This window comes from Haematobacter massiliensis (genome assembly GCF_000740795.1).
GTDB classification, from domain to species: Bacteria; Pseudomonadota; Alphaproteobacteria; order Rhodobacterales; family Rhodobacteraceae; genus Haematobacter; species Haematobacter massiliensis.
This window is the reverse complement of record NZ_JGYG01000006.1, coordinates 235592-262204: the sequence shown is the minus strand read 5'-3', so window position 1 is coordinate 262204 and position 26613 is coordinate 235592. Positions and strand designations below refer to the sequence as shown.

Sequence of the window (26613 nt, the reverse complement as noted above, 5' to 3'; positions counted from 1 at the left end):
GCCGTCTCTTCAGGCAGAGGCGACGGGGCTCTCGCGCTCGCTGCCGGAGCGGAAGCGGAAGCTCCCTTCGCCCATGCCGATGAGATTGCCCGCTGCGTCCCGCACCTCACCGGTGCAGAAGACGATCTTCCGTCCGCCCGCCTTCATGAGCGCGGTGGCCCGCACGACCCCTTCCTTTACCTGCCCGGTATAAGACACGGTGAGGGACAGGGTGACGGCGGCCTTCGGCTTTGCCGGATCGCCGCTCCATGTCGCGGCATAGCCGCAAGAGGCGTCGAGCAGCGTCGCGATCACCCCGCCGTGCAGGACGCCCGAGCGGTTGAGATGCCGCCCGTCGATCTGCATCTCCACCACGGCTCGGCCTTCGGACCATTCGGCAAGCCGGTAGTCCAGCACGCCGCGCAAACCCTGCGGCGTGTTCTCTTGCGCGACGGGAAAGGCCGGGATGGGGGTATCTTCAGGCATGAACTCGCTCTTCGCTGGTATCGCGCGCGAAGTAGAGATCGTGAAGACGGGAAAGGTCAACCGCTTCTGCAGGTTCGGAGAGCACCACATTGCCGCCACGGACCAAATAGACATGGTCCGCGATCTTCAGCGCCTTGTTGGTGTTCTGCTCCACCAGCACGATCGTCCGGCCTTCCTTCTTCAGCCGGTCGAGGATGGCCATGACCTCATCCGTCATCACCGGCGAAAGACCGAGGGACGGTTCGTCCACGAGGATCACCTTCGGCTCCTCCATCAGCCCGCGCCCCATGGCGAGCATCTGCGCCTCGCCGCCGGAGAGGGAGCTGGCGAGCTGATGGCGGCGCTCCTTGAGGCGCGGGAACAGGTCATAGGCCATTTCCAGATTGCGCGGCACGTTCGGGCGGCAACGCTCTATGAAACCGCCGATCAGCAGGTTGTCCTCCACCGTCATGTCGCGGAAGATCATCCGGCCTTCCGGGATCATGGCGATCCCATCCTTGACCAGCGTCCAGGTGGGCGTTCCCGCAACATTGCGCCCGGCGAAGCGGATCTCGCCCGAGCGGACGGGGATGAGGCCCATGATCGCCCGCATGAGCGTTGTCTTGCCGCCGCCGTTCGGGCCGAGGATGCAGGTGAGCTTGCCCTCCTCCGCCGACAGGGAGATGTCCCACAGTACGTTGATCGCCCCGTAGCCGGCGCGGACCTTGTCGATTTCAAGCAGCTTCGCCACCGGTATAGCTCCTGATCACTTCGGGGTTGCGGAACACGTCGTCAGGGGTGCCGTCGGCAATGAGGCGGCCGAAGTTCAGCACGATGACGCGCGGACAGGTGTTGGAGATCGTCTCGATGTCATGCTCCACCATCAGCAGGGCCAGCCCGAAACGCGCGCGCGCCTCGTCCAGCGTCTGCATGAAGGCGCGCTTGCCCGCCGTTTCCAGCCCGGCGAGCACTTCGTCCAGCATCAGCAGCCGTGGATTGGTGGCAAGCGCCTTGCCAACCTCCAGCGCCTTCTGCTCCGTCAGCGCGAGAGAGGTGGCGGCATCCATGTCCGCCTTGTGACCAAGGCGGGTGATGTCGAGGATTTCCGCGATCTTCTCCGCATCGACACGACCTGTGCCGAAGCGCTGTGCGACGATCAGGTTCTCCCGCACGGTCAGCTCATGCATCGGCTGGGGCACCTGGAACGCCCGGCCAAGGCCGATGCGCGCCCGTTTGTGGATGGGCAAGCCGATCAGATTGTGACCGGCGAAGGAGAGTTTCCCCTTCGTCGGCCGCACGAGACCGGAGACAGCATTGAACAGCGTGGTCTTGCCCGCGCCGTTCGGACCGACGAGGCCGATCACCTCCTTCTCCGCCAGCGAGAAGCTGACATCGGATACGGCGACGAGCCCGCCGAAGGCGACGGTAACCCCCTCAAGCGCGAGCATGGGTGCCTCCCTTGGTGAAACGATCCCGGATCCAGGGCAGCAGCCCCTGCGGCGAGAAGATGACGATCACGGCAAGCAGCGCACCAAGGATGAGCTGATGGCCGGCGGGCAGGATCTGCTTGAACACGAACTGATCCACCAGATAGATCACCATCGCGCCGGCAAGCGGGCCCCAAAGCGTCCGGTAGCCGCCGAAGATCGCCGCAACGATGGCGAGCGTCGTCCAGCTTCCGTGAAAGGCATATTCCGGTTCGAGGAAGTTGATGTAATGCGCGTTGAACGCCCCCATCATCCCCGCGAAGAATGCCGCGAGCAGCAGGATCATCGCCTTCAGCATCGTCGCGTTGACGCCGACGACGCGGGTCGCGTCCTCGCTGTCATGCATGGCGCGGAGAGCAAGGCCCTCCGGGCTGCGCCGCACCAGCGCATAGATGAGCATGCTGAACAGAACGAGCGACAGCACCACGAAATACCCGCCGAGCGGCGTGCCGAAGTCGATGCCCCCGACCTTGGGCAGGCGGGGAATGGACAGGATCCCCCCCGCGCCGTTGGTGAGCCAGCGCATCTCCGTCGCGAGGATGCGGAAGATCTCTGCGAAAGCGAGCATGGCGAGGGCGAAGTACGGCCCCCGGAGCCGCAGTGCGGGCATGGTCACGATGGAAGCGGCCGCAGCGATCAGCCCCGCGACCGGCATGGCGAGGAACACCGGCCAGCCTGCCTTCATCACCAGAAGGGCGGAGGCATAGGCGCCCACACCGAAGAAGGCGGCCTGACCGAAGCTGACCATTCCGCCCAGATTGCCGAGCATGGCCCAGGAAACGGCGATTCCCGCGATGGTGAGCGCCGCGACGATGATGCCCATCACATAGGTATTGTCGGCAAAGATCAGGGGTACGGCGATATAGGCGAGGGCGAGAAAGACAATAAGTGCGATATGTTTCATCCGCGCCTCCTCGCACGGCCGAAGAGCCCGGAGGGCATGACGAGAAGAACGACGAGGAACAGGACCATCCCCGCCATCGGCTGCAGCGCGGAGGACCAGAGTGTTGCCGTCAGGCTTTCCGCGATGCCGATCAGGATCGCGCCCACGAGCACACCCGGCACGGAGCCGAGACCCGCCAGAACGGTGATGACGAACGCCTTGATGGTCAGCGCATGGCCCACGGAGGGCTGGATTACCTGCCCGGTATAGAGGGCGACCCCGGCGATGGCCGCCAGCAGCCCGGCCACGCCGAAGGAAAGAACCTCCGTCGTGCGCGGGTTGATCCCCATGAGCTTGGCCGCGTCGCGGTTGGAGGACACGGCGCGAAGCGCGCGGCCATACCAGCTCCGGTTCAGCCACCACCAGACGGCGGCGACCATGACCGCACCCGCCAGTGCCGCCAGCACCTCCGCCTTCATGGCATAGAAGGTGTCGGCCATCACGAAGGGTTCGTGATACCAGGCGACATTGGTGGAGCGCACATCCGCCGACCAGATGAGCAGGATCGCATTGGTGAGCGCGATGCCGATACCGAAGGTCAGGATCAGGGAGTTGATCTCCCGGTCCGTCTTGATGCGGGTGAGCAGCAGATAGACGAGCACGCTGGTGATCGACACAATCACCACGGCGAAGGGCAGCGCCCAGATCGGGTTGAGGCCGTATTGCGATTCCGCCGTATAGGCGATGTAGCCCGCGAGCAGCACAAGCTCCCCATGGGCAAGGTTGATGATCCGCATCGTCCCAAAGACGAGCGCGAGGCCGAGGGCGATCAGCGCGTAGTAAGCACCGATCAGAACCCCGGAATACAGGGACTGGATGATGAGTTCTGTCATGATCTTTCCGTGGAACGCGCCGTTACCAGGCAACGCCGGGGAAGGTGGCGGGGCCCGTCTCGGCCTCGGGCGGCCAGACGATCGGGATCTGTCCAGCCTGATGCTGGCCGATCCGGTGCGAGAAGTTCACGTTGTCGCCGCCCTCGTCGAAGCGGACGGTACCGATCAGCGTCTCATGCTCCCTGCTGCGAAGAGCGCGAATGATGCCTTCTGTGGAAGGATCGCCCGCGTCATGGGCTTCCGCCACAGCGTTGAACAACAGGGTGGACTGCACATATCCGTAGATGCCGAGGTAATCGACGTCCTTGCCGAACATCTCCGAATAGACCTCCGCAAACACGCTCTCCTGCTCCGTCAGGAACTTCGGCGGGTAGGAGACGGTGGCGGTGCCGTAGACGTTGTTCATCAGCTCGGGGAAGTCATTCCACATCTTGGTTGTGGTCAGCGACCAGACCCCGCCGATCGCCTTGACATCCGGGGTGAAGACGCGCGCGGCACGGATGATCCCGACATAGTCGTTCTCATAGCCGATCATCGCGATCGCTTCCGACCGGTCGATGACCTTGATCTTGTGCATGATCGGCTTGAAGTCGGTCACGGAGGCGTCGAACGGGTGCATGGTCACCGTGACGCCGCTTTCCTGCCAGTCTTTCTCCAGCATGCGCGCCACTTCCTGCGTGGCCTCCCGCGTGGAGTAGAGCACGGAGACGGAGCGGATGCCTTGGTCGCGATAGAAGCCGGCAAGCGCCTTGGCATAGCCCGCCGCGTTGTTGATGCGGAAAAAGGTCTTCAGACCCCGATGGCTCAGTTCTGTCGCCACCCCGCCGGAGGTGATATAGACCTTGCCCAGCCGCTCCGCCGCGTCCGAGGCGGGTCCGATGATGTTGGAGCCGTAACCGCCGGTAAACGCGATCGCCCCTTCGGAATTCAGCTTCTCGATTGCCGCGATGGCCTTTGCCGGCTGGGTTTCGTCGTCAACGGTGATGACCTTTACCGTGTGGCGACCGTTGGTGCGGTTGAAGATCTCGGCCGCGACCTGGATCCCCTCGTTCATGCCCTGACCGACGCGGGCCAGCGGGCCGGTAAGCGGCAGTTCCGATCCGATTATGAATTCCGCTGCTCGCGCGCCTGTCGCGCTGCCAAGCCCGACCGTCAGCGCCAGCGCCGAGGCCGCGAGAAGTCTCAGCATTCTTTCTCCTCCCCCAAGGGTCATGTCAGGTGTCGCCCCGCGCCATCGCGGCAAGGCGGTTCTTCAGGATCTTGCCCGTCGCCCCTGCGGGCAGCGCCTGCATCACCACGTAGTCGCTGGGATGCTTGTAGGGCGCGAGATTGGCGGCCACATGGGCCTTCAGCGCGTCGAGATCGAGCACCACTTCCGGCGCGGGTTCGAGAAAGGCCACGACCTCCTCGTTCCCCGCCTCTGCAGGGCGCCCGACGACGGCGGATTGCGTGATGCCGGGGTAGGCGTTGAGCACCGCTTCCACCTCGACCGGATAGACGTTGAAGCCGGAACGGATGATGAGTTCCTTCGACCGGCCCACGATGAACACTGCCCCATCAGGCTCGATGCGGGCGAAATCGCCCGTGTTCAGCCACCCATCGGGAGAGATCACCTGCGCCGTCAGGTCTGGCGCATGATAGTAGCCCTTCATGATGCCGGGCCCGCGCGCCCAAAGCTCGCCAATGCCGCCTTCCGGTGCGTCCTTGCCGTCCGGCCCGACGAGGCGGAGCTCCACGCCGGGAAGCGCGGGGCCTACGGACACATCCTCGCGCCGGGTGCCCCAGATCATGCCAGTCAGCGTGGGCGACGCCTCCGTCAGCCCGTATCCGTTCAGGATGGGAATCCCGAAGAGCGCTTCCGTCCGCGCTTTCACCACCGGGTCGAGCGGAGAGCCGCCGGAGGACAGGACGCGGAGCGCCGGGATGGTCAGGCGCACGTCCGTCCCCAGCAGCTCGATGAAGCGCGCATACATTGCGGGTACGCCGAGGAAGCAGGTGATCCGCCCCGATTGCAGGTCTTCCAGCACCTTGCGGGCGGAGAAGCGCGGCATGAACTCAAGGCTTGCGCCCGAGGTCAGCGAACACAGGAACACCGAGGATAGCCCGTAGACATGCGACATGGGCAGCACGGCATAGACGACGTCGGCGGGGCGCATCCGGCGCGTGGCGGCGGAAAGACTTCCGACCGACAGCAAATTCCGGTGGGTGAGCATCACGCCTTTCGGCTTGCCCGTGGTGCCGGAGGTATAGATGAGCGCCGCCACCTGATCGCCCGTCGGGTCCACCGGCTCGGGCAGCGTTGTCTCGTTCAACGGGCCAATGGCGATACGGCCCAGATGAGGGACTTCGGCCTCGGCGATACCGGCGTGGGCGGCATGTTGCGCCGCATCCGGAGACACCTCCAGGGTATAGATCACGCGGCGCGCTCCGGAATGCTCCCGGATCGTCTCCAGTTCGCCTTCCGAAAGCCGGGCGTTGATCGTGGCCAGCCACACGTCGATCGTCCCCGCTGCCAGCAGCAGAAGGGCCAGCGCGATGCCGTTCTCGTTGACGACCATGAGCCGGTCGCCGGGCCGCAACCCCTGCTCGGTAAGCCAGCGGGCGGTGTCACGAATGGCCGCGGCGGTTTCGCCATATGTCAGGCGGCGGTCACCCTCGACCAGCGCGGGGGCGTCGGGGGTGCGCTCGGCCCAGTCGAACACCACATCTGCCAGCCGGGGCGGCAGGGCGTTCAGAGCGGCGAAGGCGCGGGCGCGTGTGGCTTCCGCAGCGGTCGTCGGCGATTCGGCAATGTCTCCATGCGATGTCATCGCGTCTCTCCAGTATCAGTATCGACCAGCAGGCTGGCCCGGTATCAGCGTCGGGCGAGGCTCGCCTCGATCCGTCCGACGGTCTCGACAAGGCGCGGGCCGAAATCCGCCGCCAGCCGGTCCGCCGGCATGACGAGCGCGGGCGCTCCACAGTTGAACGACAGCACGCCCCGTCCGCCGGAGAGCGGGATGGCGCGTCCGACGGAATGGATGGTGCTCTGCCAGGCACCGGTCGTCTGGGTGAAGCCCAGAGTCGCGTGATCGCGCATTCCGTCCTCTATTTCCTTCCGCACGGCGGGCCAGTCCGCACCGTGGCGGGCCTTCAGAAAGTCCATGGCCTCCGCACGCTCCGCTTCCGGAGCGACGGCAAACCAGGCCTTTCCCATGGAAGTGGTGCCGAGAGGTATGCGTGACCCGACTTCAAGGTTCAGCTTGAGCGGCCCGCGGCCACGCGCGCTTTCCACATAGACCATGGCGGCCCGGTGTCGGCGACCCATGGAGACGGACGCGTCCGTCTCCAGCGCCAGCGTTTGCATGAAGGGACGCGCCACTTCCCGGAAGTCGAGCGAGGACAGCGCGCTGTAGCCGAGGGACAGAACACCAATGTCCAGCCGATACTTGCCCGTGGCGCTATCGGCGCGCAGGTAGCCCAGCTCGGTCAGCGTGTGCGTCATCCGGCAGACGGTTGCCTTGGGAAGGCCCGTCCGTCGCGCGATGTCCTGATTGCCCAGCGTCCGATCCGCGCCACCAAAGGCACGCAGCACGTCGAGGCCGCGCGCGAGCGCGGTAACGAACATGCGGTCCCGATTGCCGGGTAGTTTTTCTGGGTCGAGTCCCGCCTCCCGCGGCATCATCCCGTCCTCCTTCTCCTCCGGCTAGGGGGATGGCATGGAGCTGGAGGGTTGTCAAAGATAAATGGAACATGATTTCGCATAGCGAAACCATTTTGTCAGACAAGATAATTCCGTCATGCAGAACCATGACGCATTCAGCGAAACTTCCTGTGGTGGCTATCGGCCGTCGACGCGGCCTGTCAGGCTCCGCGCGATATCGATCAGCCGTGGGCGGACTGCCGAAAGCAGAAAATCCGGCGGGGTCATCACGGTCGGTGCGCCGCAGTTCAGCACCATCGGCGGCAACCCGCCGCCGGGATGAAAGCCTACCGCGATGCCGCTCACCTTTTCCTGCCAATCACCAAAGGCGGTGGCGCAACCGTATTCCTCGTAGTCGCGCAGGCCCTTTTCGATCCCCGCGCGCAGCCGGGGCCAAGCGCTTTCGTCGATGGCGCGAATCTCGTCCATGAGCTCGTCGCGTTCGCGGCTGTCGCAGACGGCGAGATAGGCTCGCCCCATAGCGCTGCGGCTAAGCGACATGCGGGTGCCGATTTCGACGTTGAGAAGGATGGTCGCCCTGCCATGACAGCATTCCACATAGCGCATTGAGAGCCTGTCGCGCACCCCCAGACCCGCCGAGGCATTGGCGAACGATGCCAGATCCTGCAGCCGTTCCCGCGCCAGTTCACGGATGTTCAGGCCGCCCAGCACGACGGATGCCAGGCCCATGAGGGCCGGGCCGTGCCGGTATTTGCCATGGGCCTCCGAATAAGTGAGATAGCCCCTGCGGGTCAGGGTATGCGTCAGCCGCGAGACGGTAGACTTGGGCAGGCCGCAGCGCTCGGCGATCTCGGTATTACCCAGAAACTCCTCTCCCCGCTTGAAGGCGGACAGCACATCTAGCCCGCGCGCGAGCGCGGTGATGAAGCTCCTGTCGTCTTCCTCGGCGGAAAAATTCTGGGACCGGCTTGCCACGGGCTGCTCCTTGCGATGAAGATTCCATTTGTCCGCAGTGTCACATCGAGTCAACGCAATTCCGTCAGGTGGAACAAGCTGCCCCAATAAAGCGGCGAGTTCGTGTTTGACATGTCGCGATTTTGGAGGCATGAATTCCGACCAGCAGACGAGTATTCTGCACAGCGGAACTGGGAGGAAATGCCGTGAACGAGTCGACGATGCCCGCAGCCGAAGCCACCAGCTACGCCGCCGAAGGGGGCGTTGCGCTGATCACGCTGACCTCTCCGCCGGTGAATGCGCTTTCGGCGAAGATGCGGCAGGGCATCCTCGATGGCCTCGCGCGCGCGGCCGCCGATCCGGATGTGCGCGCCGTGGTGATCACGGGCGCGGGCCGGATCTTCTGTGCAGGCGCGGATATCACTGAATTTGGCAAACCGCCGGTCGCGCCCACTCTGCCCGATCTGCTCTCCGGGGTAGAGGAAAGCGTCAAGCCCGTCGTCGCGGCCATCAACGGCGCGGCGCTCGGGGGTGGATGTGAGCTCACGCTGGCCTGTCATGGCCGCGTGGGCTCCGCCGCCGCGGCGATCGGTCTGCCGGAGATCAAGCTCGGCATCATTCCGGGTGCAGGCGGCACGCAGCGCCTGCCTCGCATTCTCGCGCCCGCAGATGCCTTCGCCATGATGCTGAAAGGCGATCCGGTGAAGGCGCCAAAGGCAAAGGCGCTCGGCCTGCTGGACGAGGTTGTGGAAGCCGATGACCTGCTGCCCGCCGCGCGCCGGCTCGCACTCGCTTTTGCCGACAAGGGCGACTGGCCCGTCACCGGCAAGCGCAGCGTTGAGAACAGCCCCGAGGCTCGTGCCGCGTTCGACGCGGCTGCCGCCGAGGCGCGGAAGAAGTCCGGCGACCTGCTGAACACCGGTGCGCTGATCCGCTCGGTGGAGGCCGCATTCGACAAGTCGCTGGATGACGGCCTCGCCGTGGAGCGGGAGGAGTTCAAGACCCTCGTGGCCTCCGATCAGTCGAAGGCTCTCCGCCATGTCTTCTTCGCTGAACGCGCTGCCGCCCGCGTGCCGGGCATCGGCAAGGATGTGAAGGCGCGCAAGGTGGAGAAGGTCGCGGTGATCGGCGCGGGCACGATGGGCGGCGGCATTTCCATGGCCTTTGCCAATGCGGGGATTGCAGTCCGCGTGATCGAGACATCGGAGGATCTGCTTGCCAAGGGGCTGGAGCGGATCCGGGGTACCTACGCGGCTTCCGTCAAACGCGGCTCGCTGTCGGAGGCCGACCTTCAGAAACGCATGGCGCTGATCGAGGGGCAGGTCGGCCTTTCCGCCGCCGGGGAAGCCGACATGATCATCGAGGCCGCCTTCGAGGATATGGGCGTCAAGCGCGAGATCTTCGGGGAACTGGCCCGCGTGGCGAAGCCGGGCGCGGTGATCGCGACCAATACCTCCTATCTCGATGTGAACGAGATCGCCTCGGCCGCGCCGGGGCGCGAGGCCGACGTGATCGGGCTGCACTTCTTCTCCCCCGCCAATGTGATGCGGCTGCTGGAGGTCGTGCGGGGCGACAGGACCGCGCCGGACGTGCTGGAAACCGGCCTGAGCATCGGGCGCAAGATCGGCAAGCTGCCTGTCGTTTCTGGCGTCTGCTTCGGTTTCATTGGCAACCGGATGCTGGCCCAGCGGACCCGCGCGGCGGAGCGGCTGCTCCTGTCCGGCGTCAGCCCGTCGGAGGTCGATGACGCCATCACCGGCTTTGGCTTCCGCATGGGGCAGTTCGCCATGCTGGATCTTGCGGGCATCGACATCGGCTGGCGCACGCGCAAGGCGTTTGGCGGCTTCGCCCCGATCGGTGACAGGCTGGCGGAATTGGGGCGTTTCGGGCAGAAGACGGGCCGCGGCTTCTACCTTTACCCCGAAGGCGCGCGGAAGGGGGTGCCGGACCCGGAGGTGGCCCAGATCATCGCCGAGGAGGCTGAGGCCCGTGGTGTCTCCTCCGAGACGCTGACGGGGGAGGAGATCGTGGAGCGCCTGTTCTACCCGATGGTGAACGAGGGTACCCGCATTCTGCAGGAAGGGATTTCCTACCGTCCCTCCGACATCGACCTTGTCTGGATCAACGGCTACGGCTGGCCTTCCTGGACGGGCGGGCCGATGTTCTGGGCCGATGGCGTCGGGCTGGCGAAGATCGTGGCCTCGCTTGAGGCGCAGGCGAAACGGTTCGATGCGCCGGAACTGGAACCTGCGCCGCTGCTCCGCCGCCTTGCCGAAGAGGGCAAGGGTTTTCAATCGCTTAAGGAAGGCGCGTGAGCGGCTTTCGGGGAGAGAGACATGACTGAAGCGGTAATCGTTTCCACGGCGCGCACGCCGGTCGGCAAGGCGCATCGCGGGAGCTTCAACCTGACGCATGGAGCGGACATGGCGTCCCATGCGATGCGCGCGGCGCTTGCCAAGGCCAGGGTGGAGCCGGGGGCGGTTGAAGAGGTCGTGCTCGGCACCGGTTATCCCGAAGCAGCGACCGGCGGGAATGTCGCGCGCCACGCCGCGATCATGGCCGGTATCCCGGTTCAGTCCTCCGGTGTGACGGTGAGCCGGTTCTGCGCCTCCGGGCTGGAGGCTGTCGCTGCGGCAGCCGCCCGGATCACCCGGGATGGTGCGCCGGTCGCCGTGGCGGGGGGCGTGGAATCCATCAGTCTCGTTCAGCCGGTGACGCGCCGCGACCTGGTGCAGAACCCCTGGCTGATGGAGCACAAGCCCGACATCTATATTTCCATGATCGAGACGGCGGACAATGTTGCGCGCCGCTACCAGATCAGCCGGGAGGAGCAGGACCGCTTCTCGCTGGAAAGCCAGCGTCGCACCGCCGCGGCGCAGGACGCGGGCCGGTTCGACGACGAAATCGTACCCATGGACGTGACCTTCCAGGTAACGGACAAGGCCACCGGCGAAACCACCACCCGCGAAGGGCGGATCGCCAAGGATGAGGGCAACCGGCCCGACACTTCCTATGAGGGGCTGGCGAAGCTGAAACCCGTGCGCGGCGAGGATGAGTTCGTCACCGCCGGCAACGCGAGCCAGCTTTCCGACGGCGCCTCCGCGCTGATCCTGATGTCGGACACGGAGGCCCGCGCCCGCGGGCTGCAACCGCTCGGCACTTTCCGGGGTTATGCCACCGCGGGGTGCGAGCCGGATGAAATGGGTATCGGCCCGGTCTTTGCAGTGCCCCGCCTTCTGGAGCGTCACGGGCTGACGGTGAACGATATCGACCTGTGGGAGCTGAACGAAGCCTTCGCCTCACAGTCGCTTTATTGCATCCGTACGCTGGGGTTGGATCCGGAGAAGGTGAACGTCAACGGCGGAGCCATCGCGATCGGGCATCCCTTCGGCATGTCGGGCGCGCGTCTCACGGGCCACGCGCTGATCGAGGGGAAGCGACGGGGCGCAAAGCTTGCGGTCGTCACAATGTGTATTGCCGGCGGCATGGGCGCAGCCGGTCTTTTTGAAATCGGGAGCTGAGCATGGATCTTCGTTTCACCCCTGAGGAAAACGCGTTCCGCGCAGAGGTTCGGGACTTTCTCCGCAAGGAAATCCCCCAAGAGATCCGCGACAAGGTCTCCTCCGGGCGGAAGCTCTCGCGGGAGGATATCGTCACCTCGCAGCGCATTCTGAACAAGAAGGGCTGGGCGGTGTCGCACTGGCCTCTGGAATGGGGCGGTCAGCCGTGGTCGCCCATCCAGCGGTACATCTTCACCGAGGAGCTTCAGCAGGCCGCCGTGCCGCTGCCTCTGCAGTTCAACTGCTACATGGTCGGGCCGGTGATCGCGGCCTTCGGCAACGAGGAACAGAAGAAGCGCTTCCTGCCCGCGACGGCCAATCTCGATATCTGGTGGTGCCAGGGCTTCTCCGAACCGGGCGCCGGCTCGGACCTTGCCAGCCTGAAGACCCGCGCGGTGCGCGACGGGGACCATTACGTCGTCAACGGCCAGAAGACTTGGACCACGCTTGGCCAGTATGCCGACTGGATCTTCTGCCTCGTGCGCACCAACACGGAGGTGAAGAAGCAGCAGGGCATCTCCTTCCTGCTCATCGACATGAAGACCCCGGGCGTCACCGTCCGTCCGATCATCACGATCGAGGGCCATCACGAGGTCAACGAGGTGTTCTTCGACGACGTACGGGTGCCGGTGGAGAACCTCGTCGGCGAGGAGAACAAGGGCTGGGACTATGCCAAGTTCCTGCTCGCCAACGAGCGCTCCGGCATCGCCCGCATCGGCATGACCAAGGAACGCATCGGGCGGATCAAGCGGCTCGCCCGCGAGGTGCCGAACGGCACCGGCACCATGTGGGAGGACGGCGATTTTCGCAGCCGCCTCTCGCAGGTGGAGATCGAGCTTAAGGCGCTGGAGATCACCAACATGCGCGTGATCGCCAATCAGATGAAGAGCGGCTCCGACAAGCCGGACCCTGCTTCATCCATCCTGAAAATCAAGGGATCGGAGCTTCAGCAGGCTTCCACCGAACTGCTGCTGGAGCTCGCAGGCCCCTATGCGGCGGCAGGTCCGGACCGGGCGGGCGAGGGCAACGAATTGCCCGATTTCGACTGGTCGGACGGGGCGGCGGCGCTCTACTTCAACAACCGCAAGGTTTCGATCTATGGCGGATCGAACGAGATCCAGCACAACGTGATCGCCAAGGCGATCCTCGGGCTTTAAGGGGGCGAGCGATGGACTTCGATTTCACCAGCGAGCAATCGCAGCTCAAGGACAGCGTGGACCGGTTCCTTGCCGCGCGCTACGGCTCCCTTGAGGACCGGGAAAAGAACCGCAAGCAAACGGGCGGGTTCGACCCTGCGATCTGGGCGGGTTATGCGGAACTCGGCCTGCTCGGCATGCCGTTCTCCGAAGAGGATGGCGGCTTCGGCGGCGGTCCCGTGGAAACCATGATCGCGATGGAGGCGGTCGGGCGCACCCTCGCGCTGGAGCCGTATCTGTCGACGGGCGTTCTGGGTGCGACCGCGCTGCGTCTGGCCGGGAACGCCCAGCAAAAGGAAACGCTGATCCCCGAGGTGGCGGAGGGCAATCTCCGCCTGTCGCTCGCCTTTCAGGAGCCGCAGGCGCGCTACGACCTGTTCGACGTGGCGACACGTGCGGAAGCGCAGGGCGCGGGTTTCGTCCTGACCGGGCGGAAGGAACTGGTGCTGAACGGTGATACGGCGGGACTTTTCATTGTTTCGGCGCGTACGGCGGGCGAGCGGCGCGATGAGAGCGGCATCACGCTGTTCCTCGTCCCCGCAGACCGCGACGGCGTGACGGTGCGCGGCTATGCCTCGCAGGATGGCGGACGGCTGGCCGATGTGGATTTCTCCGGCGTGGTGCTCAACGCGGAAGATGTTCTGGGCGAAGTGGGCCAGGGCTATCCGGTGCTGGAACGGGTGAGCGAGGCGGGCATCGCTGCGCTGGCCGCCGAAGCGGTCGGCGCGATGGAGGCGCTGCACGGGCTGACGGTCGATTACCTCAAGACCCGCAATCAGTTCGGCGTCGCGATCGGCTCCTTCCAGGTGCTTCAGCACAAGGCGGTGGATATGCTGCTGATGGTGGAGCAGGCGCGGTCCATGGCCTATTACGCCGCGATGATGGTTGAGGCGGAGGATGCCGCCGAACGCCGTGCCGCGCTCTCGGCGGTGAAAGTGCAGATCAACCGCTCCGCAAGATTTGTCGGTCAGACCGCAGTTCAGCTTCACGGTGGCATCGGCATGACGATGGAATATCTGGGGGCACATTACTTCAAGCGGCTCGCCATCATCGAAACCCAGTTCGGCGACACGGCCTATCACCTCGCGCGGGTGACGGATGCCGGTGGCCTGATCGCGGCGGCTTGATCATGGCAGAGCTGCGGCAAGAGCGGCAGGGGCGTGTGCTCCTCCTGACAATCGACGATCCGGCAACCCGCAACGCGCTCACACCGGAGGTTTATCGCGGTGGGCGCGAGGCCATGGCGCTGGCAGCAAGCGACCCCTCCATCGGCGCGGTGGTGCTGACGGGGGCGGGGCCGAGCTTCTGCTCGGGCGGCAATCTCGCCGGGATCGGCGCAAGGCGAGCCTCGGGTGAGGCCGGGATCCGCGGCGGGATCGAGGAGCTGCACGATTTCATCCGTGCGATCCGCGAGACGCCGGTGCCGGTTATCGCGGCGGTCGAGGGCTGGGCTGCGGGGGCAGGATTCTCCCTCGCGCTGGCCTGCGATATGATGGTTGCGGCGCGGGATGCGCGATTCATGCTGGCCTATGTCAAGGTCGGTCTCAGCCCGGATGGGGGGGCCACGGCCTCTCTCGCCCGGATGCTGCCGCGGCAGCTGCTCTCCGAGATCGCGATGGAAGGTGGTCCGGTGGAGCCGGAGCGGCTTCATACTCTGGGTCTCGTCAACGAGCTGACGGACAAGGGACAAGCGCTGGCCGCTGCAATGGCGCGGGCGGAGCGGCTGGCGGCCGGCCCGCGGGATGCCATTGGCACGATCAAGGGGCTTATCTCCACCGGGCAGGTGCTCAGCTTCTCCGATCAGCTTGATCGGGAACGCGATGGTTTTGCCCGAAACGCCGTTGCGCCCGACGCGGGTGAGGGGATCAAGGCATTCCTCGAAAAACGCAGTCCCCGCTTCGGGGCCGCCGAGTGACATCTGCGAGAGCCGGGCGGTTCAGCCTGGCTCTCTGCCGCAGCAGCGCGCGCGAGAGACGCTTCCAACAGGTCGAGCACCGGTCATCGGCGATTGTTCCCGATATCCAGCTTCACCTTATCTGGGCGCATCATGGTCAAAGCCATGGATTTTGCCCGAACGGATAGCGCCTTCTTTTGATGTGCGTCGAACGATGATGGCCGTCTGGCGGAGCGGTTCCGTTCCGCGCGAAGCGTGCCGGTGACAAGTCCAGTTCTGTGCGAATTGCCGGGTGCTCCGCTGACGCCGGAGCCCTCCTGAAGACGGGTCTGCGGCATGCATGACAGCGACACGTCCGGCTGAAGGAAGCACAGGGTTCGCCCGCGTTGGCCAGCCTGTCCCCGATCGCCTGACGGATGCGGTGTTTTAGGATTTCAGTCTGCTCCGCGCAGCGGTTCTGGCGGGCAGGGCATGGCGTGCTCGCTGGCCATGATCCTGCCCGATCTGGCAGAGGCACGGCTTGTTCAGTCCTCTTGGTGGTGCAAGGGTTCGCCTCCGCCATGACGCAACCGGGATTGGCCCCGTGTGCATCAAGGCGCGGCAGGCATTCCCCTCATGGATCGCGGCTCAGCGGGAGGTGGGTGATGGACATGTTCCACGCCAGCGGGGACGTGCCGTCAGGGGGCTGCGGCGTGGCGGATCAGTTCCGAAGTGTTGAACTGGTCATCAGGCCTGCACGGGACGGCGCCAGTCGAAGAAATCCGCGGGCGCGCGGGAAAGCAGGTCGCGTGCCATTGCCTCGCCCATCTCCGCGGCATCCGCCGGCGCTCCGCGTGTTTCCACCGTCAGCCGCCCGCTGCCATCCGGCGTCAGGATCTCGCCCCGGAAACGGAGGAGATCGCCTTCAAATTCCGCAAGCCCCGCGATAGGCGTTTCACAGGAGCCTTCCAGCGTCGCGAGGAAGGTTCGCTCGCAGGCGATCTGCACTTCGGTCGTCCGATGGTGGAGGGGCGCGGTCAGCGTTTCGGCCAGCGCATCCTCCCGCCGCCGCTGGATGACGAGCGCACCCTGACCTACGGCGGGCAGCATTTCATCGGCCGAGATGATCGTCTTCGCATGTTCCCGCATGCCGAGCCGGTTCAATCCTGCAAGCGCGAGGAAGGTCGCGGCAGCGACGCCCTCGCCCAGCTTCCTGAGCCTGGTCTGGACATTCCCTCGGAAGTTGACCACCTGAAGATCGGGCCGCAGGTGCAGCGCCTGCGCCCGACGCCGCATGCTGGAGGTGCCGAGAACCGCTCCCTCCGGCAGATCGGCCAGTGTCGCCCAGCCGGTCGAGAGGAAGACATCGCGCGGATCCTCCCGCTCCAGATGGCAGTCGGAGATGAGGCCCGCAGGCTCCTCCACCGCCATGTCCTTTACGCAGTGGACGGCAAGGTCGATGGCACCGGCGAGCAGCGCCTCCTCGATTTCCTTGGTGAAAAGTCCCTTGCCGCCGATCTCCTTCAGCGCCCGGTCCTGCACACGGTCGGCCGTGGTGGAGATCACGACGATCTCGAACCGGTCCTCCGGCAGCCCGTGTGCCGCCATGAGCAGGTTGCGCGTCTCCACCGCCTGCGCGACGGCGAGCGGTGACCCACGGGTTCCGATTTTCAGCGGGACAGTGACGTCTGGCATCGGCAGGCTCCGTATCATGCCGGATCGGATAGCCGCCTCATCCCGGAACCGCAACGGCAATTCCGTAACGTCAGACTCAGGTCGTGATGCGGCAGGATCGCTGGGCAGGCCGCGCCGCCTGACAGGCCGCCCTGGTCAGTCCGGGCGGGGAACCAGCAGGAAGACGGGGCTCAGGGCCAGGGATATGGCGCCGTCGACTTGCCGTCGGCCGCAAGACGATCAACGATCTCGCGCCGGGCGGCCACGATGTCCCGCATCGGCTCCGCATGGCGGCGGGCGATTTCCTCTGCGGTGAACGCGGGCACATCCGTCATCGGATCGCCCCATTCCTTCACCACATAGTTCAGCACTGCGGCAATCCCGGCCGGTGAGAGATCGGCGGAGTTGATACCGGGCACATGGGCGATATAGCTCCGCCCCCGGTCATCCGCCGCGAGTGCGGAGATGCTGTCAAGGAAGGTGGGAACCCCGCCGATCACCGTTCCTTCCCCGGTCATGGTGTGGCATCCCGCGCAACGCAGGATATAATTCACATGCGCCGACCGCTCCCCTGCTGCGTCTTCGGCCGCCGCTCCCAAGGCCGGCGTTGCCAGTATTGCCGCGAGCATGATCCGCCGGAGCGCCGTCCACATCGGTTTCGTGACCGTCCCTCGGGAGACCCTTGGGCCGGTCTGCGCCGATGCCGCTTCCGCGTCCTTCGCTTGCCCGAGGGCGGTTCCTGTGCGGCCCTCCAGACTACTTCTTCCCGGAGGAGATATGCCCGGGCATGCTCCTGCGCGGATGTGCATCGCGCCCGCAAACGAATGCAACGCCGGGGAGATGGCGCCTGGGTATGCTCCCGGGAGGATCTGCATCGCGTCCGCCGATGCGCGGGCTGCCGTGGTCAGGCTTGGTCGCAATGCCCCTGTTCCGTTCGTGCCTGCCGGGCCGGGTATCAGACGGGTGGATCCTATCCATGTCAGGAGCGCTCGCCCGGAGCTTCCCATCTCACTCCCCCTTGCGGAGCTTGCGCAGCGCCGCATGGTCGGGGGGCGAGGCGAGTGTCGCCGCCGCGAGCTCTTCCGTCACCGGTTGCTCAAGCCCATTGAGCGTCTGCAGAACGTAGGAGGCCACCTCCGCCATCTCGGCAGGCGTCAACTGCGTCTGCTCCGGCATCGCGAGGCCGATATAATCCACCCCCGCGACCGTGATCCGTCCGGTGAGGCCCGAGGTCAGCACGCCTGCGATGTAATCGGGCGCCTTCGGCCCGAGCCGGGTCCAGAGCTCGGCATCCACCAGCGGCGGTGCGAGCCCGGGGGTGCCAACGCCGCCCTCTGCGTGACAGGCGGCGCAATTGTCGGCGAAGAGAGCTGCGCCATCCGCGAGTGCCGCCCCCGGAAGGGCGGCGGCGAGGATGCACGTGGCGAGTTTATTCATCCGCCAGACCCACGACCACCGAAACGGTGCAATGATAGCCCTTGTCGGTATTCGCCATGCACCAGTTGATGTCGTTGTAAAGACCCATGCGATAGCCGGGCCGTTCCCCCTTCGACGTATAGCAGGACGTGGCCGAGGAGACCGACGCCTTGCCGCAGCAGTCGTTGTAGGAGACGAGGTAATCCTTGCTGTCATCCGGGTTGCGGCAGGTGCCGACCCAGGACACGGCGGAGGCCGAGGATCCGGGCGGGCAGGAGGTCAGCGACCCGCCGGAGGTGGAACACAGGTTGCCGTCGAGCGCGCAGTGCCGCCAGTAGTCACAAGCGTCCTCCGCCGTCTCTGCCGCCTTGGCGCGGCGGTCGAACGGCAGGATCGGCGAAATGGCCACCCCGGCGAGCACCGCCCCCGCCTTGGCAAGGAAGGAGCGGCGGCCGTGGGTGCGGGCAGAGCTGCGGGCGCCGGTCTCGACAGCGGCGTCGAGTGTCTTGAAGAGCTTGTCGGTCAAGCGGGTCATGAAGCGTTTCCCTTTCAGATGCGGGTCCGGGCCGAGGGCACCGGCAGAGAGGTTGGATATCCGCCGCCGGGCGGATGGATCGGTTCAGGCCGGGGCGGCGGCGAGGCTCTGGATGGAGGGACGGCCAAGTTCCGCGGCGTGGAACAGGCTCTCGAGCTGCTCACGGTTGTTGATCAGGCCCTTGGCGCGGATCACGCCATTGCCGTCGATCAGCACCGCGAAGGGCAGTTTCGCCACCTTGAACGTCATCCCGAGGTCGGAGGAGATCGTGTAGGGGAAGTCCTGCAGCCGCTCCCTGCCGATCATCGCGAGATGCGGCTCGGGTTTGCCGTCGGAGGCGAGGACGACATCCAGCCAGTTCCCCTCCGCCCGCGCGGCAGAGCGCAACGCAGGTACCAGCGCCTTGCAGATCGGGCAGCTCGTCGAGAGGAAGAACACGAGCTGGCTCCGCCCCGACGCACCGCCCAGCGGAACGGGCGCGCCGTTGAGGTTGGGCAGCAGCATCTCCGGCACACGGGCGCCGATGTCCGGTCCCTTGTCGGCCATCATCGCGCCGACAGGCTGCACCCGCTCCAGCAGAACGCCGATCTGGCGGGCGAGGGCAAAGACGACGGCGATCAGGATCATCACCACGATCCAGAGCGCAACCACCGCGAAGGTAAGGATGTTCATGGGTCTCTCCGTCAGGATCGCGCCGCGAGGCGCATATGGCCGGCATTGGCCAGAAGCCGCTCGACAATGCCGTAGACACACCAGAGCGTAAGGCCCGCCGCCAGCGCAACGAGGGCTGCCGCCGGGCCCATCGGTCCCTCCGGCAGCAGCGCCACGGCGAGCGCAGCGGCCGTGAGCACGAGATTGCGCAGGATGACGGGCCGGGAGACGATCTGTGGCGCGCCGCCGCAACCGCATTCGATCCGGTCTTTGCCCGCCCGGAGCGCAAGTGCCATCGCGGCGCCATAGCCGGTGAAAAGCGCCGCCGCGAGTGCGCCGCCCGCCGTCCGCGTCCACGGCAGGACGAGCAGCACGACCGCCACCGCCTCCGCCGCGATCAGCAGGCGAAGAACGACTGTTTCCCGGCCCGGCGGGACAAGACCGTAGCCCGCGACGAAACCAGTGGTTTCGAGGAAGGACTGCGCCTTGTGCCACGCCGCGCCGAGCAGGATCAGCGCCACGAAGGCGGTGAGCGCGCCAGAGAGATAGACGCCTGCCTCCGCCATGGTCACTCCGTCGCCAGAACGAGGCCGACGAAATTGCCCATGTCTTCCGCTTCTCCGGCAAGCTTCGCGGCGAATTTCGCCTCCGGGTCCACCTCGTAGCGATAGAGGGCGTTCTCCTCGGACACGGCGAAGATCACAGGCGCCGCGCCTTGGGTCACGGTGATGGTGTTCTCGGCATGGGCGTTGGAGCGGTAGAGCACCTTCTTCGCCTTCACGTCGACTGCCCAGATCTCCTCTGCGCCGTCCTTGTGGCTGCCGTCCTCGGCGCCCGAATGCATCAGCACATAGGCGGTGCCGGTAGGCGCGTTGTAGGCAATCACCTCGGATCCGCCGGGTGCCCAGTCGCCTTCCACACCTTCGGTCGTGGCGAACTTGTCCACGAGCACGGCTTTTCCGTCCTTCACCGCGACGTGGTAGAGATTGCCGTTGAAGGAAGCGAAGAGCCAGTCGTCGCCCATCTTCGCCGGGTTGGTGAAGAGCGCGTCCTTGTCGGCGTCGAAGATCTTCTCGCTCTTGACCGGCTCGCCGATCTTGCCTGCGGCATCAAAGGAGAAGACCTGCATCGTGCCGTCACCGCAGAGGCTCAGAAATTTCAGGTCCTGCGCCACGGGCAGCGCCCCCCAGCAGCCCGGCGTCGGCACTTCCGCGATCTGCTCGCCCTTGGCGAGATCGGCCACGCTCACAGAGGTCGCCGGGGTCGCATTTTGCACCAGCAGGAACTTCGCATCGCCCGCGAGTTGCAGCAGCGCTGGCTGCGGCTCCGCCATTGCCATCTTGTTGGAGACGGTGAACTCACGCTTGTGGGTCAGGGTGGCGATATCGAATTCGTGGATCACCGCCTCCTGGGGACCATAGGTGATCCGGGGCGCATAGACGGACGCGGTGTAGAGCGTCGCTCCACCCGGAGCGAGCACCATCTGCCCGATGAGGCCCACCCCCATGTTGCCCTTCATCTTCAGGTCGGATGTGGACAGCACGTTGATGCGGGACTGCCCACTCCAGCTCTGGTCGAGTGTCAGGACATTGGCGCCGGGGGCAATGCGCTCCTCCACGGTCAGTTTCTCGGGGGCGATTGCCTCCTGTGCGATGGCCGCCTGTCCGGCAAGGACCGCACAGGCGGCGCAAATGGTTGCTGGGACTCGCATCCGGTCTCTCCTGCGTTCGTTTGTCCCTGTGTTAACGGCTCCGTGACCGCGCAATCTATCCGGGCTTAGCGCGAAAATACGCCCAAAGTTTATGCATTCGAAGAATTGCAGCGACGTTTCGTCGCGGCCCGGCTTGCTCAGGCTGCGGCGGGAGCGCAGGCCGGACAGCATGACACCGATCTATCGCCACACCATCTGCCAGGCCATTGAGGAACTGGAATGCGGTATGCCCGGATGGGAGCAGCGCTACCACCCGGTCGCGCCGGGCGGCTCTCTTGGGGAGATCAGCCGGCTCGATTTCGGCACGCTCTCTCTCTATCGAGAGGAGATGCAGCGCCTGACGCTCAACAGCTTTTTGATGCCGGAGGGGCACTTGGCGGTATATTTCCTGCTCGGCGGGGCCGAAGGCGGAGGATCATCGGTGCTGGAGGCGGGTTTTGCCATGACCCCGCGCTGGCTTACGATGCTGCAGCGCCCCGGTGTGCGCTGCGTGTCGGTGGAACTGGCCGCAGACCTTCTTCCGGCAGCGATGGAAGCCGGCGCGGACGTGGCATGCTCGGGCGTGTTCGACCATGCCCCAAGGGGTGCGATCGCCCAGACGGGTCAATGGATCGACTTTCTCGTTTCTCCTACGAATGGCGCATACAGCCGGAGCAATGCTTCGCTTCTCGCCATCGCGCCCGGCCTCATTACCGACCGGCTGACGCTTTGGTTCGAGGAACGGGTCTGGGCGCGGAAGCGTCGGCAGGGAACGGCGCGTGCTTTTGCCGCGACGCTGGACTGGCTCGCTGCGGCGGAAGCGGTGGATATGAGCGTCACCCAGCTTTCCGCCGCGACGGGCTTCGACAGCCGCACCCTTCGCCGCGCGAGCATGGCGGAGGCCGGCCTCGGGCTTGATCGGCTGCTCACCATGCAGCGGCTTAACCTTGCGCGGCGGGCGCTGATCATCGCGAGGGAGGCAGGGGCAAGGGAAAAGGGTGCGAAGGTATCGGACATCGCCTTGGATCACGGGTTTCCGCACTGGGGTCGGTTTGCGGGGCAGTATCGCGCCATGTTCGGCGAGCGGCCGACCGATACGCTGCGCGGCCGCCTCGCATTGGCGGAGGAGTGATTACTCCTCCGCACGCAGTATACCCGCTGGCCGCGCCGCCAGCGGACGGATCGCAAAAGCCAGGCTGGCAGCCAACGTGGCCAGCGCCCCGCCCAGCACGACGGCAAGCGCCGGAACGATGGCAGGGCGGTAGCTTTCCTCCATCACCAGATCCATGACGAGCCAGCCCGCCAGAAGCCCGAAACCGAGGGCCACAAGCCCTGCTGCACCGCCGGTCAAGAGCGCGCGGAGCGCAAAGGACCACAGAATCCGCCCCCGCGTTGCCCCTAGGACCTTGAGCAGCGCCGCCTCCTTCGCACGCGCGCGCTCACCCGAAGCGGCGGCACCGATCAGCACCACGGCCCCGGTCAGCAGCGTCACGCCTGCCGCCAGCACGATGGCGCGTGCAACCAGCGTCAGCGCTTCGCCGATGCGGGCCAGCGCCTCCCCCACGGGGATGGCCGTGACATTGGGCCAATCCCCCGCGATGGCGCGGAGCACGCCGGCTTCCGCCTCCGGCGCGGCATAGACCGTGGCGATGTTGGTATGGGGAGCGCCTGTCAGAGCGGCGGCATTCAGGATCAGGAAGAACCCGATCCCGTCCCGGCGATAGTCCACGTCACGGAGAGAGGTTATCGTCGCCTCGATGTCGCGGCCGAGGATGTTCACCGTGATCCTGTCTCCCAGCCCAAGCCCCAGCTCAGCAGCCTCCGTCGCGGCGAGGCTGGCCTGAGGCGGGCCGCTGTAATCGGCGGGCCACCACTCTCCGGCGACAAGGCGCGTGCCCTCCGGCGGGGTGCTTGCATAGCTCACGCCCCTGTCACCGCGCAGAACCCAGTGATCCCCCGCGACTGACCGTGCATCCCGGCCGTTGATCTGCGTGATCACGCCCCGGAGCATGGGCGCGGTCTGCAATCTTTCTACTGCAGGCAGACCTGTCAGCCGGGCCTCCAGCGGGTCGATCTGATCGGGCTGAATATCGACGAGGAAGAAGGCCGGAGCGATCCGGGGCAGATCGGCGGAGATCGCGTTGCGCAGGTTCGCCTCCACCTGCCCGACTGCGGCGAGAACGGAAAGACCCAGCCCGAGTGACAGGACGACAGCACCCGCATCGCTTCCCGGTCCGCCGATCTGCGCCAGCGCCGCGCGCAGCATGGGCCGCCCCCGGACGATCCGTGCGCGCGCCAGCCCGCGGGCGAGCCAGCGGAGCGCCAGCGCCACGAGCCACAGCAGCCCCAAGGCCACCGCGATTCCCGCGAGCGTCGCAAGCGTCAGGCGCGGCTCGCCGGAAAAGCCGACGGCGGCCCCGATCAGCGCCAGCAACAGTAGCGCTAGCAGGCCGAGCGTCGCCATCCCGGGCAGGCTCCGACGCGCGGGGCCGGTGTCGCGATAGAGCAGCGCCGGTCGCACCGCCGCCATCCGGCCGAGCGGCAGCAGGACGGCGATGGTGGCGATGAGAGCGCCATAGGTCGCGGCCTCCGCCATGGCGCGGGGAGAGGGGGTGAGGGCGATCTCCACCGGCAACAGCCCTCGCACGAAGGGAGCCGCCGCCAGCGGCAAGAGGCTGCCAAGCACAAGCCCCCCAGCGATCCCCAGCCCGCCGATAAGCGCCAGCTGCAACAGGAAAGCCGCGCGGATTTCCCTCCCCGTCGCGCCAAGAGCCTTCAGCGTGGCAATCGTCCCGGTCTTGCGCGCGATCCATGCCCGAGTCGCCGCAGCAATTCCCACGCCGCCGACCGCCAGCCCCGCGAGGCCGAGCAGGATGAGGAACGAGCCGATACGGCTTACATGACGCTCCACGCCGGGGGCGGCGCGGCGGCTATCCTGCCAGCGGATGCCCGCTCCCTCGAACCGCGTTTTGGCGGCGGTTTCCAGCGCGGGAAGATCGGCGCCCTCCGGCAGCAACAGCCGGTATTCCGCGTCGAAGACGGAGCCGGGGGCAAGGAGCGGTGTCTCTCGCACTGTCTCCGACCGGACCAGCGTCCGGGGGGCAAGGGCGAAACCGCCCGAGGTGTTGTCGGGCTCCCGCACGATCCGTGCGGAAAGGCGGAAGGTCACGTCCCCCACCGTGAACGTGTCGCCGAGAGCAAGGCCCAGCCGGTCGGCGAGGATCCCGTCCATCGCCGCGCCGGGCAGTCCGTCCCGAGGGGCGAAAACGTCGGCCACGGGCATGGGCGGTTCGACCTCCAGCTCCCCCGCCATGGGCCAGGCAGCATCTACCGCCTTCACCTGTGTAAGGGCGATATCCTCCCCGCTGCGGGCCATGGAGCGAAAATCCAGAACTTCGGACAGACGGGTCGCGTGATCCTCCATCCACTTCCGCTCTTCCGGCCTTGCGGTGCGATAGGTGAACTCGATCTGCGCATCGCCTCCCAGAAGCGCGCGCCCCTGATCGGCCAGCGCATCGGTGATTGCGGAACGCACGGTCGCCAGCGCCGCGATGGCGGCGACGCCGAGGATCAGGCAGAGGAGGAACACGCGGAAGCCGGACAGGCCACCGCGAAGTTCGCGCCGGGCTATCGTCCAGGCGATCGGAGGCAAAAGGCTCATGTGGCAGGAACCATGCCCGTGGCGTCGATGCGCCCGTCCGCCAGCCGGATGAGCCTGTCACATCTTTCCGCAAGCTCCGGCGCGTGGGTGACGAGCACCAGCGTCGCCCCATGCCGGTCACGAAGATCAAAGAGCAGGTCCATGATCTGCGCACCGGTCCGACCGTCGAGATTACCGGTGGGTTCGTCGGCAAGAAACAGCTCCGGCCGGGGCGCGGCGGCGCGGGCCAGCGCCACGCGCTGCTGCTCACCGCCCGACAGTTCCGCGGGATAGTGGCCTTCGCGGTGCGACAGCCCGACGGCGGCGAGCTCTGTCGCCGCGCGATCGAAAGCGTCTGCCTCTCCCGCGATCTCAAGGGGCAGCGCGACGTTTTCGAGCGCCGTCATGGTCGGGACGAGGTGGAAGGACTGGAAGACGATGCCCATTCGTCCGCGTCTAAAACGGGCAAGCCCGTCCTCATCCATCCCCGACAGCTCCTGGCCGAGCGCGGTGACACGGCCCGCGGTCGGCCGCTCCAGCCCGCCCATGAGCATCAGGAGGGAGGACTTGCCCGACCCGGACGGCCCGACAAGTCCGATGCTCTCGCCCCGGTCAACTTCCAGAGTGATGCCCCGCAGGATCTCGACCCGGCCCGCGTTTCCGGCGAGTGTAAGCTCCACATTCTCCAGCCCGAGGACTGCTTGGCCCATGCTCTTCGCTTCCGCCGCTTTGCCCATGCCCACCCTTTTCCCGCTGTCTCGCTCGCGTCTTGCCGGGTGCTTCGCCCGTGCGGCAAGGGCTTTGCGATATGACTTCGGAAACGTGATCGGCAAGCTCGCGATTGTCGCAGCCCTTGCGATACCCCTGCCTGCCGGCGCGGCGGAGCGGCTGGAAATAGTGGCGCTCGGCGACAGTCTCACGCAGGGATACGGTCTGCCGCCGGGCGAGGGGTTGGTGCCGCAGCTCCAGGCGTGGCTCGACGCAAAGGGGGCAGAGGTGACGGTGGTGAACGCGGGGGTGTCGGGTGACACCACGGCGGGCGGGCTGCAGCGGCTGGACTGGTCTCTCACCCCCGGCACGGATGCGCTGATCGTGGCGCTTGGCGGCAACGATCTGCTGCGGGGGCTACCTTATGAAGCCTCGCAGGCCAATCTGGACCGTATCCTCAGCAGAGCGGGGGAAAGGGGTCTTCCGGTCCTGCTGATCGGCCAGACCGCGCCCGGCAATTACGGGGCCGATTACAAGGCGAAGTTCGACGCAATGTGGCCCGCGCTGGCGGAGGCGCATCATACGCTTCTGGTGACGGATTTTCTCGGCCCTTTGACGGCGATGGACAGCGACGCACGGGTGGCGGCAGGTGTGATGCAGCCCGACAATCTCCATCCCTCCGCCAAGGGCGTCACGCTTGTGGTTGAGCATATCGGCCCTGCTGTTCTGGATCTGGCCGAGCGGACGCGGGCGAAGCCATAGAAGGCCCCTGGATGACGGTCGAGGCGGGGTAGCCGGGCCTATGGAGTGAGGCCTGCCTGTCCGCCCTCGGCCGTCTCGCCATGGATGCGCAAGGTTAGCGCGTCACCCACGCCACATCGACATACAGGAACGTGTCGGGCGGGAGCGGGCGCCTTGGGCGTCCAAGGTTCCACGCGCCATCACCGAAGAGAGGCGGAGCGGAAGGACATCTGCAGACGTCGCCTGTGGAGACGTCGCCCGGGCGCCGGACGCTGAATGGCGCGTGCAGGTACGGGCGGATGCAAGGCGTGTGCGCACCCATGCCGTGACGGCGCACCCGTGCCATGACGACGCGCCCGCTACGTGCGGAAGCCCCCTCAAGACTGCGGCCGAGGCCAACAACCGTTCCCTGCGCCCCCGCCGCGCGCGGAAGCTCCCCCACATTAGTTTGGAACCCCTCAGGGGCAACCGGCGCACCCGACACGCGCGGAGACCTCTTTAATTGGGGCTGCTTCGCTTGTGCGATAAGACCGGCACCCCGGTCACGCGCGGCCCCCTGCGGCAAAGCCCACGTGCCGCGTGGAATCACCTGCGCGCGAATTCCCCTTGCGCGGCTCAGGTGCGG

25 protein-coding genes are annotated in these 26613 nt (G+C 66.1%); 7 read left to right on the top strand and 18 right to left on the bottom strand.

The window, feature by feature from the left end; translation table 11 throughout:
* Positions 1-9: 9 nt before the first annotated feature.
* The 9 genes from CN97_RS10880 to CN97_RS10840 all read right to left on the bottom strand — a co-directional run bounded on the left by CN97_RS10880 (position 10) and on the right by CN97_RS10840 (position 8325).
* On the bottom strand, positions 10-465 hold the full coding sequence (locus CN97_RS10880; RefSeq protein WP_051911150.1) for a PaaI family thioesterase: 456 nt from the start codon (positions 463-465) through the stop codon (positions 10-12).
* The gene (locus CN97_RS10875) at positions 458-1195 is read right to left on the bottom strand and encodes an ABC transporter ATP-binding protein (RefSeq protein WP_211253680.1); all 738 of its coding nucleotides are present in this window, start codon (positions 1193-1195) and stop codon (positions 458-460) included. The genes CN97_RS10880 and CN97_RS10875 overlap by 8 nt, the downstream gene beginning before the upstream one ends.
* Positions 1179-1892: an ABC transporter ATP-binding protein gene (locus CN97_RS10870; RefSeq protein ID WP_035710976.1), complete on the bottom strand. Its 714-nt coding sequence runs from the start codon at positions 1890-1892 to the stop codon at positions 1179-1181. Before CN97_RS10870 ends, CN97_RS10875 begins: the two co-directional genes overlap by 17 nt.
* Positions 1879-2835 (bottom strand): branched-chain amino acid ABC transporter permease, encoded by a 957-nt coding sequence (locus CN97_RS10865; protein WP_035710973.1) that lies wholly within the window; start codon positions 2833-2835, stop codon positions 1879-1881. The genes CN97_RS10870 and CN97_RS10865 overlap by 14 nt, the downstream gene beginning before the upstream one ends.
* Complete coding sequence (locus tag CN97_RS10860; RefSeq protein ID WP_035710970.1) at positions 2832-3707, bottom strand: branched-chain amino acid ABC transporter permease; 876 nt, start codon at positions 3705-3707, stop codon at positions 2832-2834. Before CN97_RS10860 ends, CN97_RS10865 begins: the two co-directional genes overlap by 4 nt.
* Positions 3708-3729: 22 nt before the next feature.
* The gene (locus CN97_RS10855) at positions 3730-4896 is read right to left on the bottom strand and encodes an ABC transporter substrate-binding protein (protein WP_211253679.1); all 1167 of its coding nucleotides are present in this window, start codon (positions 4894-4896) and stop codon (positions 3730-3732) included.
* 25 nt (positions 4897-4921) lie between these two features.
* Positions 4922-6517 carry a class I adenylate-forming enzyme family protein gene (locus CN97_RS10850; protein WP_084684107.1) on the bottom strand — a complete coding sequence of 532 codons (1596 nt, stop codon included), beginning with the start codon at positions 6515-6517 and terminating at the stop codon, positions 4922-4924.
* Between the two features lie 44 nt (positions 6518-6561).
* Positions 6562-7371 (bottom strand): IclR family transcriptional regulator, encoded by an 810-nt coding sequence (locus tag CN97_RS10845; protein WP_035710965.1) that lies wholly within the window; start codon positions 7369-7371, stop codon positions 6562-6564.
* A 156-nt stretch (positions 7372-7527) separates the two neighbouring features.
* Positions 7528-8325, bottom strand: a complete 798-nt coding sequence (locus CN97_RS10840) for an IclR family transcriptional regulator (protein ID WP_035710963.1) — start codon at positions 8323-8325, stop codon at positions 7528-7530.
* Between the two features lie 185 nt (positions 8326-8510).
* On the opposite strand from CN97_RS10840, the gene CN97_RS10835 reads away from it, so the two are divergent.
* Genes CN97_RS10835 through CN97_RS10815 form a run of 5 tightly spaced genes read left to right on the top strand, consistent with a single transcriptional unit; the run spans position 8511 to position 14975 of the window.
* The gene (locus CN97_RS10835) at positions 8511-10619 is read left to right on the top strand and encodes a 3-hydroxyacyl-CoA dehydrogenase NAD-binding domain-containing protein (protein WP_211253678.1); all 2109 of its coding nucleotides are present in this window, start codon (positions 8511-8513) and stop codon (positions 10617-10619) included.
* A gap of 21 nt (positions 10620-10640) precedes the next feature.
* Complete coding sequence (locus CN97_RS10830; protein ID WP_035710961.1) at positions 10641-11825, top strand: acetyl-CoA C-acyltransferase; 1185 nt, start codon at positions 10641-10643, stop codon at positions 11823-11825.
* A gap of 2 nt (positions 11826-11827) precedes the next feature.
* Complete coding sequence (locus CN97_RS10825; protein WP_035710960.1) at positions 11828-13021, top strand: acyl-CoA dehydrogenase family protein; 1194 nt, start codon at positions 11828-11830, stop codon at positions 13019-13021.
* An 11-nt stretch (positions 13022-13032) separates the two neighbouring features.
* A complete protein-coding gene (locus CN97_RS10820; RefSeq protein ID WP_035710957.1) occupies positions 13033-14187 on the top strand; it encodes an acyl-CoA dehydrogenase family protein in 1155 nt (384 codons plus the stop codon).
* 2 nt (positions 14188-14189) lie between these two features.
* Positions 14190-14975 (top strand): oxepin-CoA hydrolase, alternative type, encoded by a 786-nt coding sequence (locus tag CN97_RS10815; RefSeq protein WP_035710955.1) that lies wholly within the window; start codon positions 14190-14192, stop codon positions 14973-14975.
* Between the two features lie 705 nt (positions 14976-15680).
* Here the strand turns inward: CN97_RS10815 and hemC are convergent.
* The 7 genes from hemC to CN97_RS10780 form a co-directional block, all read right to left on the bottom strand.
* Positions 15681-16628 (bottom strand): hydroxymethylbilane synthase, encoded by a 948-nt coding sequence (hemC, locus tag CN97_RS10810; RefSeq protein ID WP_084684105.1) that lies wholly within the window; start codon positions 16626-16628, stop codon positions 15681-15683.
* Between the two features lie 170 nt (positions 16629-16798).
* Entirely contained in the window at positions 16799-17260 is a 462-nt protein-coding gene (locus CN97_RS19880; protein ID WP_051911149.1) for a c-type cytochrome, read from the bottom strand.
* Between the two features lie 355 nt (positions 17261-17615).
* Positions 17616-18044: a c-type cytochrome gene (locus CN97_RS10800; protein WP_051911148.1), complete on the bottom strand. Its 429-nt coding sequence runs from the start codon at positions 18042-18044 to the stop codon at positions 17616-17618.
* Positions 18037-18558 (bottom strand): methylamine dehydrogenase light chain, encoded by a 522-nt coding sequence (locus CN97_RS10795; protein WP_035710953.1) that lies wholly within the window; start codon positions 18556-18558, stop codon positions 18037-18039. The genes CN97_RS10800 and CN97_RS10795 overlap by 8 nt, the downstream gene beginning before the upstream one ends.
* Before the next feature lie 84 nt (positions 18559-18642).
* Positions 18643-19230 carry a redoxin domain-containing protein gene (locus tag CN97_RS10790; RefSeq protein ID WP_035710952.1) on the bottom strand — a complete coding sequence of 196 codons (588 nt, stop codon included), beginning with the start codon at positions 19228-19230 and terminating at the stop codon, positions 18643-18645.
* Between the two features lie 11 nt (positions 19231-19241).
* The gene (locus CN97_RS19875; protein WP_051911147.1) at positions 19242-19775 is read right to left on the bottom strand and encodes a MauE/DoxX family redox-associated membrane protein; all 534 of its coding nucleotides are present in this window, start codon (positions 19773-19775) and stop codon (positions 19242-19244) included.
* 2 nt (positions 19776-19777) lie between these two features.
* Positions 19778-20920 (bottom strand): amine dehydrogenase large subunit, encoded by a 1143-nt coding sequence (locus tag CN97_RS10780; RefSeq protein WP_051911146.1) that lies wholly within the window; start codon positions 20918-20920, stop codon positions 19778-19780.
* 169 nt (positions 20921-21089) lie between these two features.
* Between CN97_RS10780 and CN97_RS21330 the strand changes: the two genes are divergently transcribed.
* The gene (locus CN97_RS21330; protein WP_035710949.1) at positions 21090-22031 is read left to right on the top strand and encodes an AraC family transcriptional regulator; all 942 of its coding nucleotides are present in this window, start codon (positions 21090-21092) and stop codon (positions 22029-22031) included.
* On the opposite strand, the gene CN97_RS10770 is transcribed toward CN97_RS21330, so the two are convergent.
* Positions 22032-24560: an ABC transporter permease gene (locus tag CN97_RS10770; RefSeq protein WP_035710947.1), complete on the bottom strand. Its 2529-nt coding sequence runs from the start codon at positions 24558-24560 to the stop codon at positions 22032-22034.
* Positions 24557-25249 (bottom strand): ABC transporter ATP-binding protein, encoded by a 693-nt coding sequence (locus CN97_RS10765; RefSeq protein WP_035711300.1) that lies wholly within the window; start codon positions 25247-25249, stop codon positions 24557-24559. Before CN97_RS10765 ends, CN97_RS10770 begins: the two co-directional genes overlap by 4 nt.
* On the opposite strand from CN97_RS10765, the gene CN97_RS10760 reads away from it, so the two are divergent.
* Complete coding sequence (locus CN97_RS10760; RefSeq protein WP_242685263.1) at positions 25248-26009, top strand: arylesterase; 762 nt, start codon at positions 25248-25250, stop codon at positions 26007-26009. The two genes, CN97_RS10765 and CN97_RS10760, sit on opposite strands and share 2 nt — an antisense overlap.
* Positions 26010-26613 lie beyond the last annotated feature (604 nt).

Coding starts and splice junctions, on each gene's coding strand:
- CN97_RS10870 (WP_035710976.1), bottom strand. CDS start 1,892: ATGCTCGCGCTTGAGGGGGTTACCGTCGCCTTCGGCGGGCTCGTCGCC.
- hemC (WP_084684105.1), bottom strand. CDS start 16,628: ATGCCAGACGTCACTGTCCCGCTGAAAATCGGAACCCGTGGGTCACCG.
- CN97_RS10795 (WP_035710953.1), bottom strand. CDS start 18,558: ATGACCCGCTTGACCGACAAGCTCTTCAAGACACTCGACGCCGCTGTC.
- CN97_RS10845 (WP_035710965.1), bottom strand. CDS start 7,371: ATGATGCCGCGGGAGGCGGGACTCGACCCAGAAAAACTACCCGGCAAT.
- CN97_RS10820 (WP_035710957.1), top strand. CDS start 13,033: ATGGACTTCGATTTCACCAGCGAGCAATCGCAGCTCAAGGACAGCGTG.
- CN97_RS10790 (WP_035710952.1), bottom strand. CDS start 19,230: ATGAACATCCTTACCTTCGCGGTGGTTGCGCTCTGGATCGTGGTGATG.
- CN97_RS19880 (WP_051911149.1), bottom strand. CDS start 17,260: ATGTGGACGGCGCTCCGGCGGATCATGCTCGCGGCAATACTGGCAACG.
- CN97_RS10780 (WP_051911146.1), bottom strand. CDS start 20,920: ATGCGAGTCCCAGCAACCATTTGCGCCGCCTGTGCGGTCCTTGCCGGA.
- CN97_RS10880 (WP_051911150.1), bottom strand. CDS start 465: ATGCCTGAAGATACCCCCATCCCGGCCTTTCCCGTCGCGCAAGAGAAC.
- CN97_RS10865 (WP_035710973.1), bottom strand. CDS start 2,835: ATGAAACATATCGCACTTATTGTCTTTCTCGCCCTCGCCTATATCGCC.
- CN97_RS19875 (WP_051911147.1), bottom strand. CDS start 19,775: ATGGCGGAGGCAGGCGTCTATCTCTCTGGCGCGCTCACCGCCTTCGTG.
- CN97_RS10850 (WP_084684107.1), bottom strand. CDS start 6,517: ATGACATCGCATGGAGACATTGCCGAATCGCCGACGACCGCTGCGGAA.
- CN97_RS10825 (WP_035710960.1), top strand. CDS start 11,828: ATGGATCTTCGTTTCACCCCTGAGGAAAACGCGTTCCGCGCAGAGGTT.
- CN97_RS10855 (WP_211253679.1), bottom strand. CDS start 4,896: ATGCTGAGACTTCTCGCGGCCTCGGCGCTGGCGCTGACGGTCGGGCTT.
- CN97_RS10770 (WP_035710947.1), bottom strand. CDS start 24,560: ATGAGCCTTTTGCCTCCGATCGCCTGGACGATAGCCCGGCGCGAACTT.
- CN97_RS10815 (WP_035710955.1), top strand. CDS start 14,190: ATGGCAGAGCTGCGGCAAGAGCGGCAGGGGCGTGTGCTCCTCCTGACA.
- CN97_RS10830 (WP_035710961.1), top strand. CDS start 10,641: ATGACTGAAGCGGTAATCGTTTCCACGGCGCGCACGCCGGTCGGCAAG.
- CN97_RS10765 (WP_035711300.1), bottom strand. CDS start 25,249: ATGGGCCAAGCAGTCCTCGGGCTGGAGAATGTGGAGCTTACACTCGCC.
- CN97_RS10800 (WP_051911148.1), bottom strand. CDS start 18,044: ATGAATAAACTCGCCACGTGCATCCTCGCCGCCGCCCTTCCGGGGGCG.
- CN97_RS10860 (WP_035710970.1), bottom strand. CDS start 3,707: ATGACAGAACTCATCATCCAGTCCCTGTATTCCGGGGTTCTGATCGGT.
- CN97_RS10760 (WP_242685263.1), top strand. CDS start 25,248: ATGCTCTTCGCTTCCGCCGCTTTGCCCATGCCCACCCTTTTCCCGCTG.
- CN97_RS21330 (WP_035710949.1), top strand. CDS start 21,090: ATGACACCGATCTATCGCCACACCATCTGCCAGGCCATTGAGGAACTG.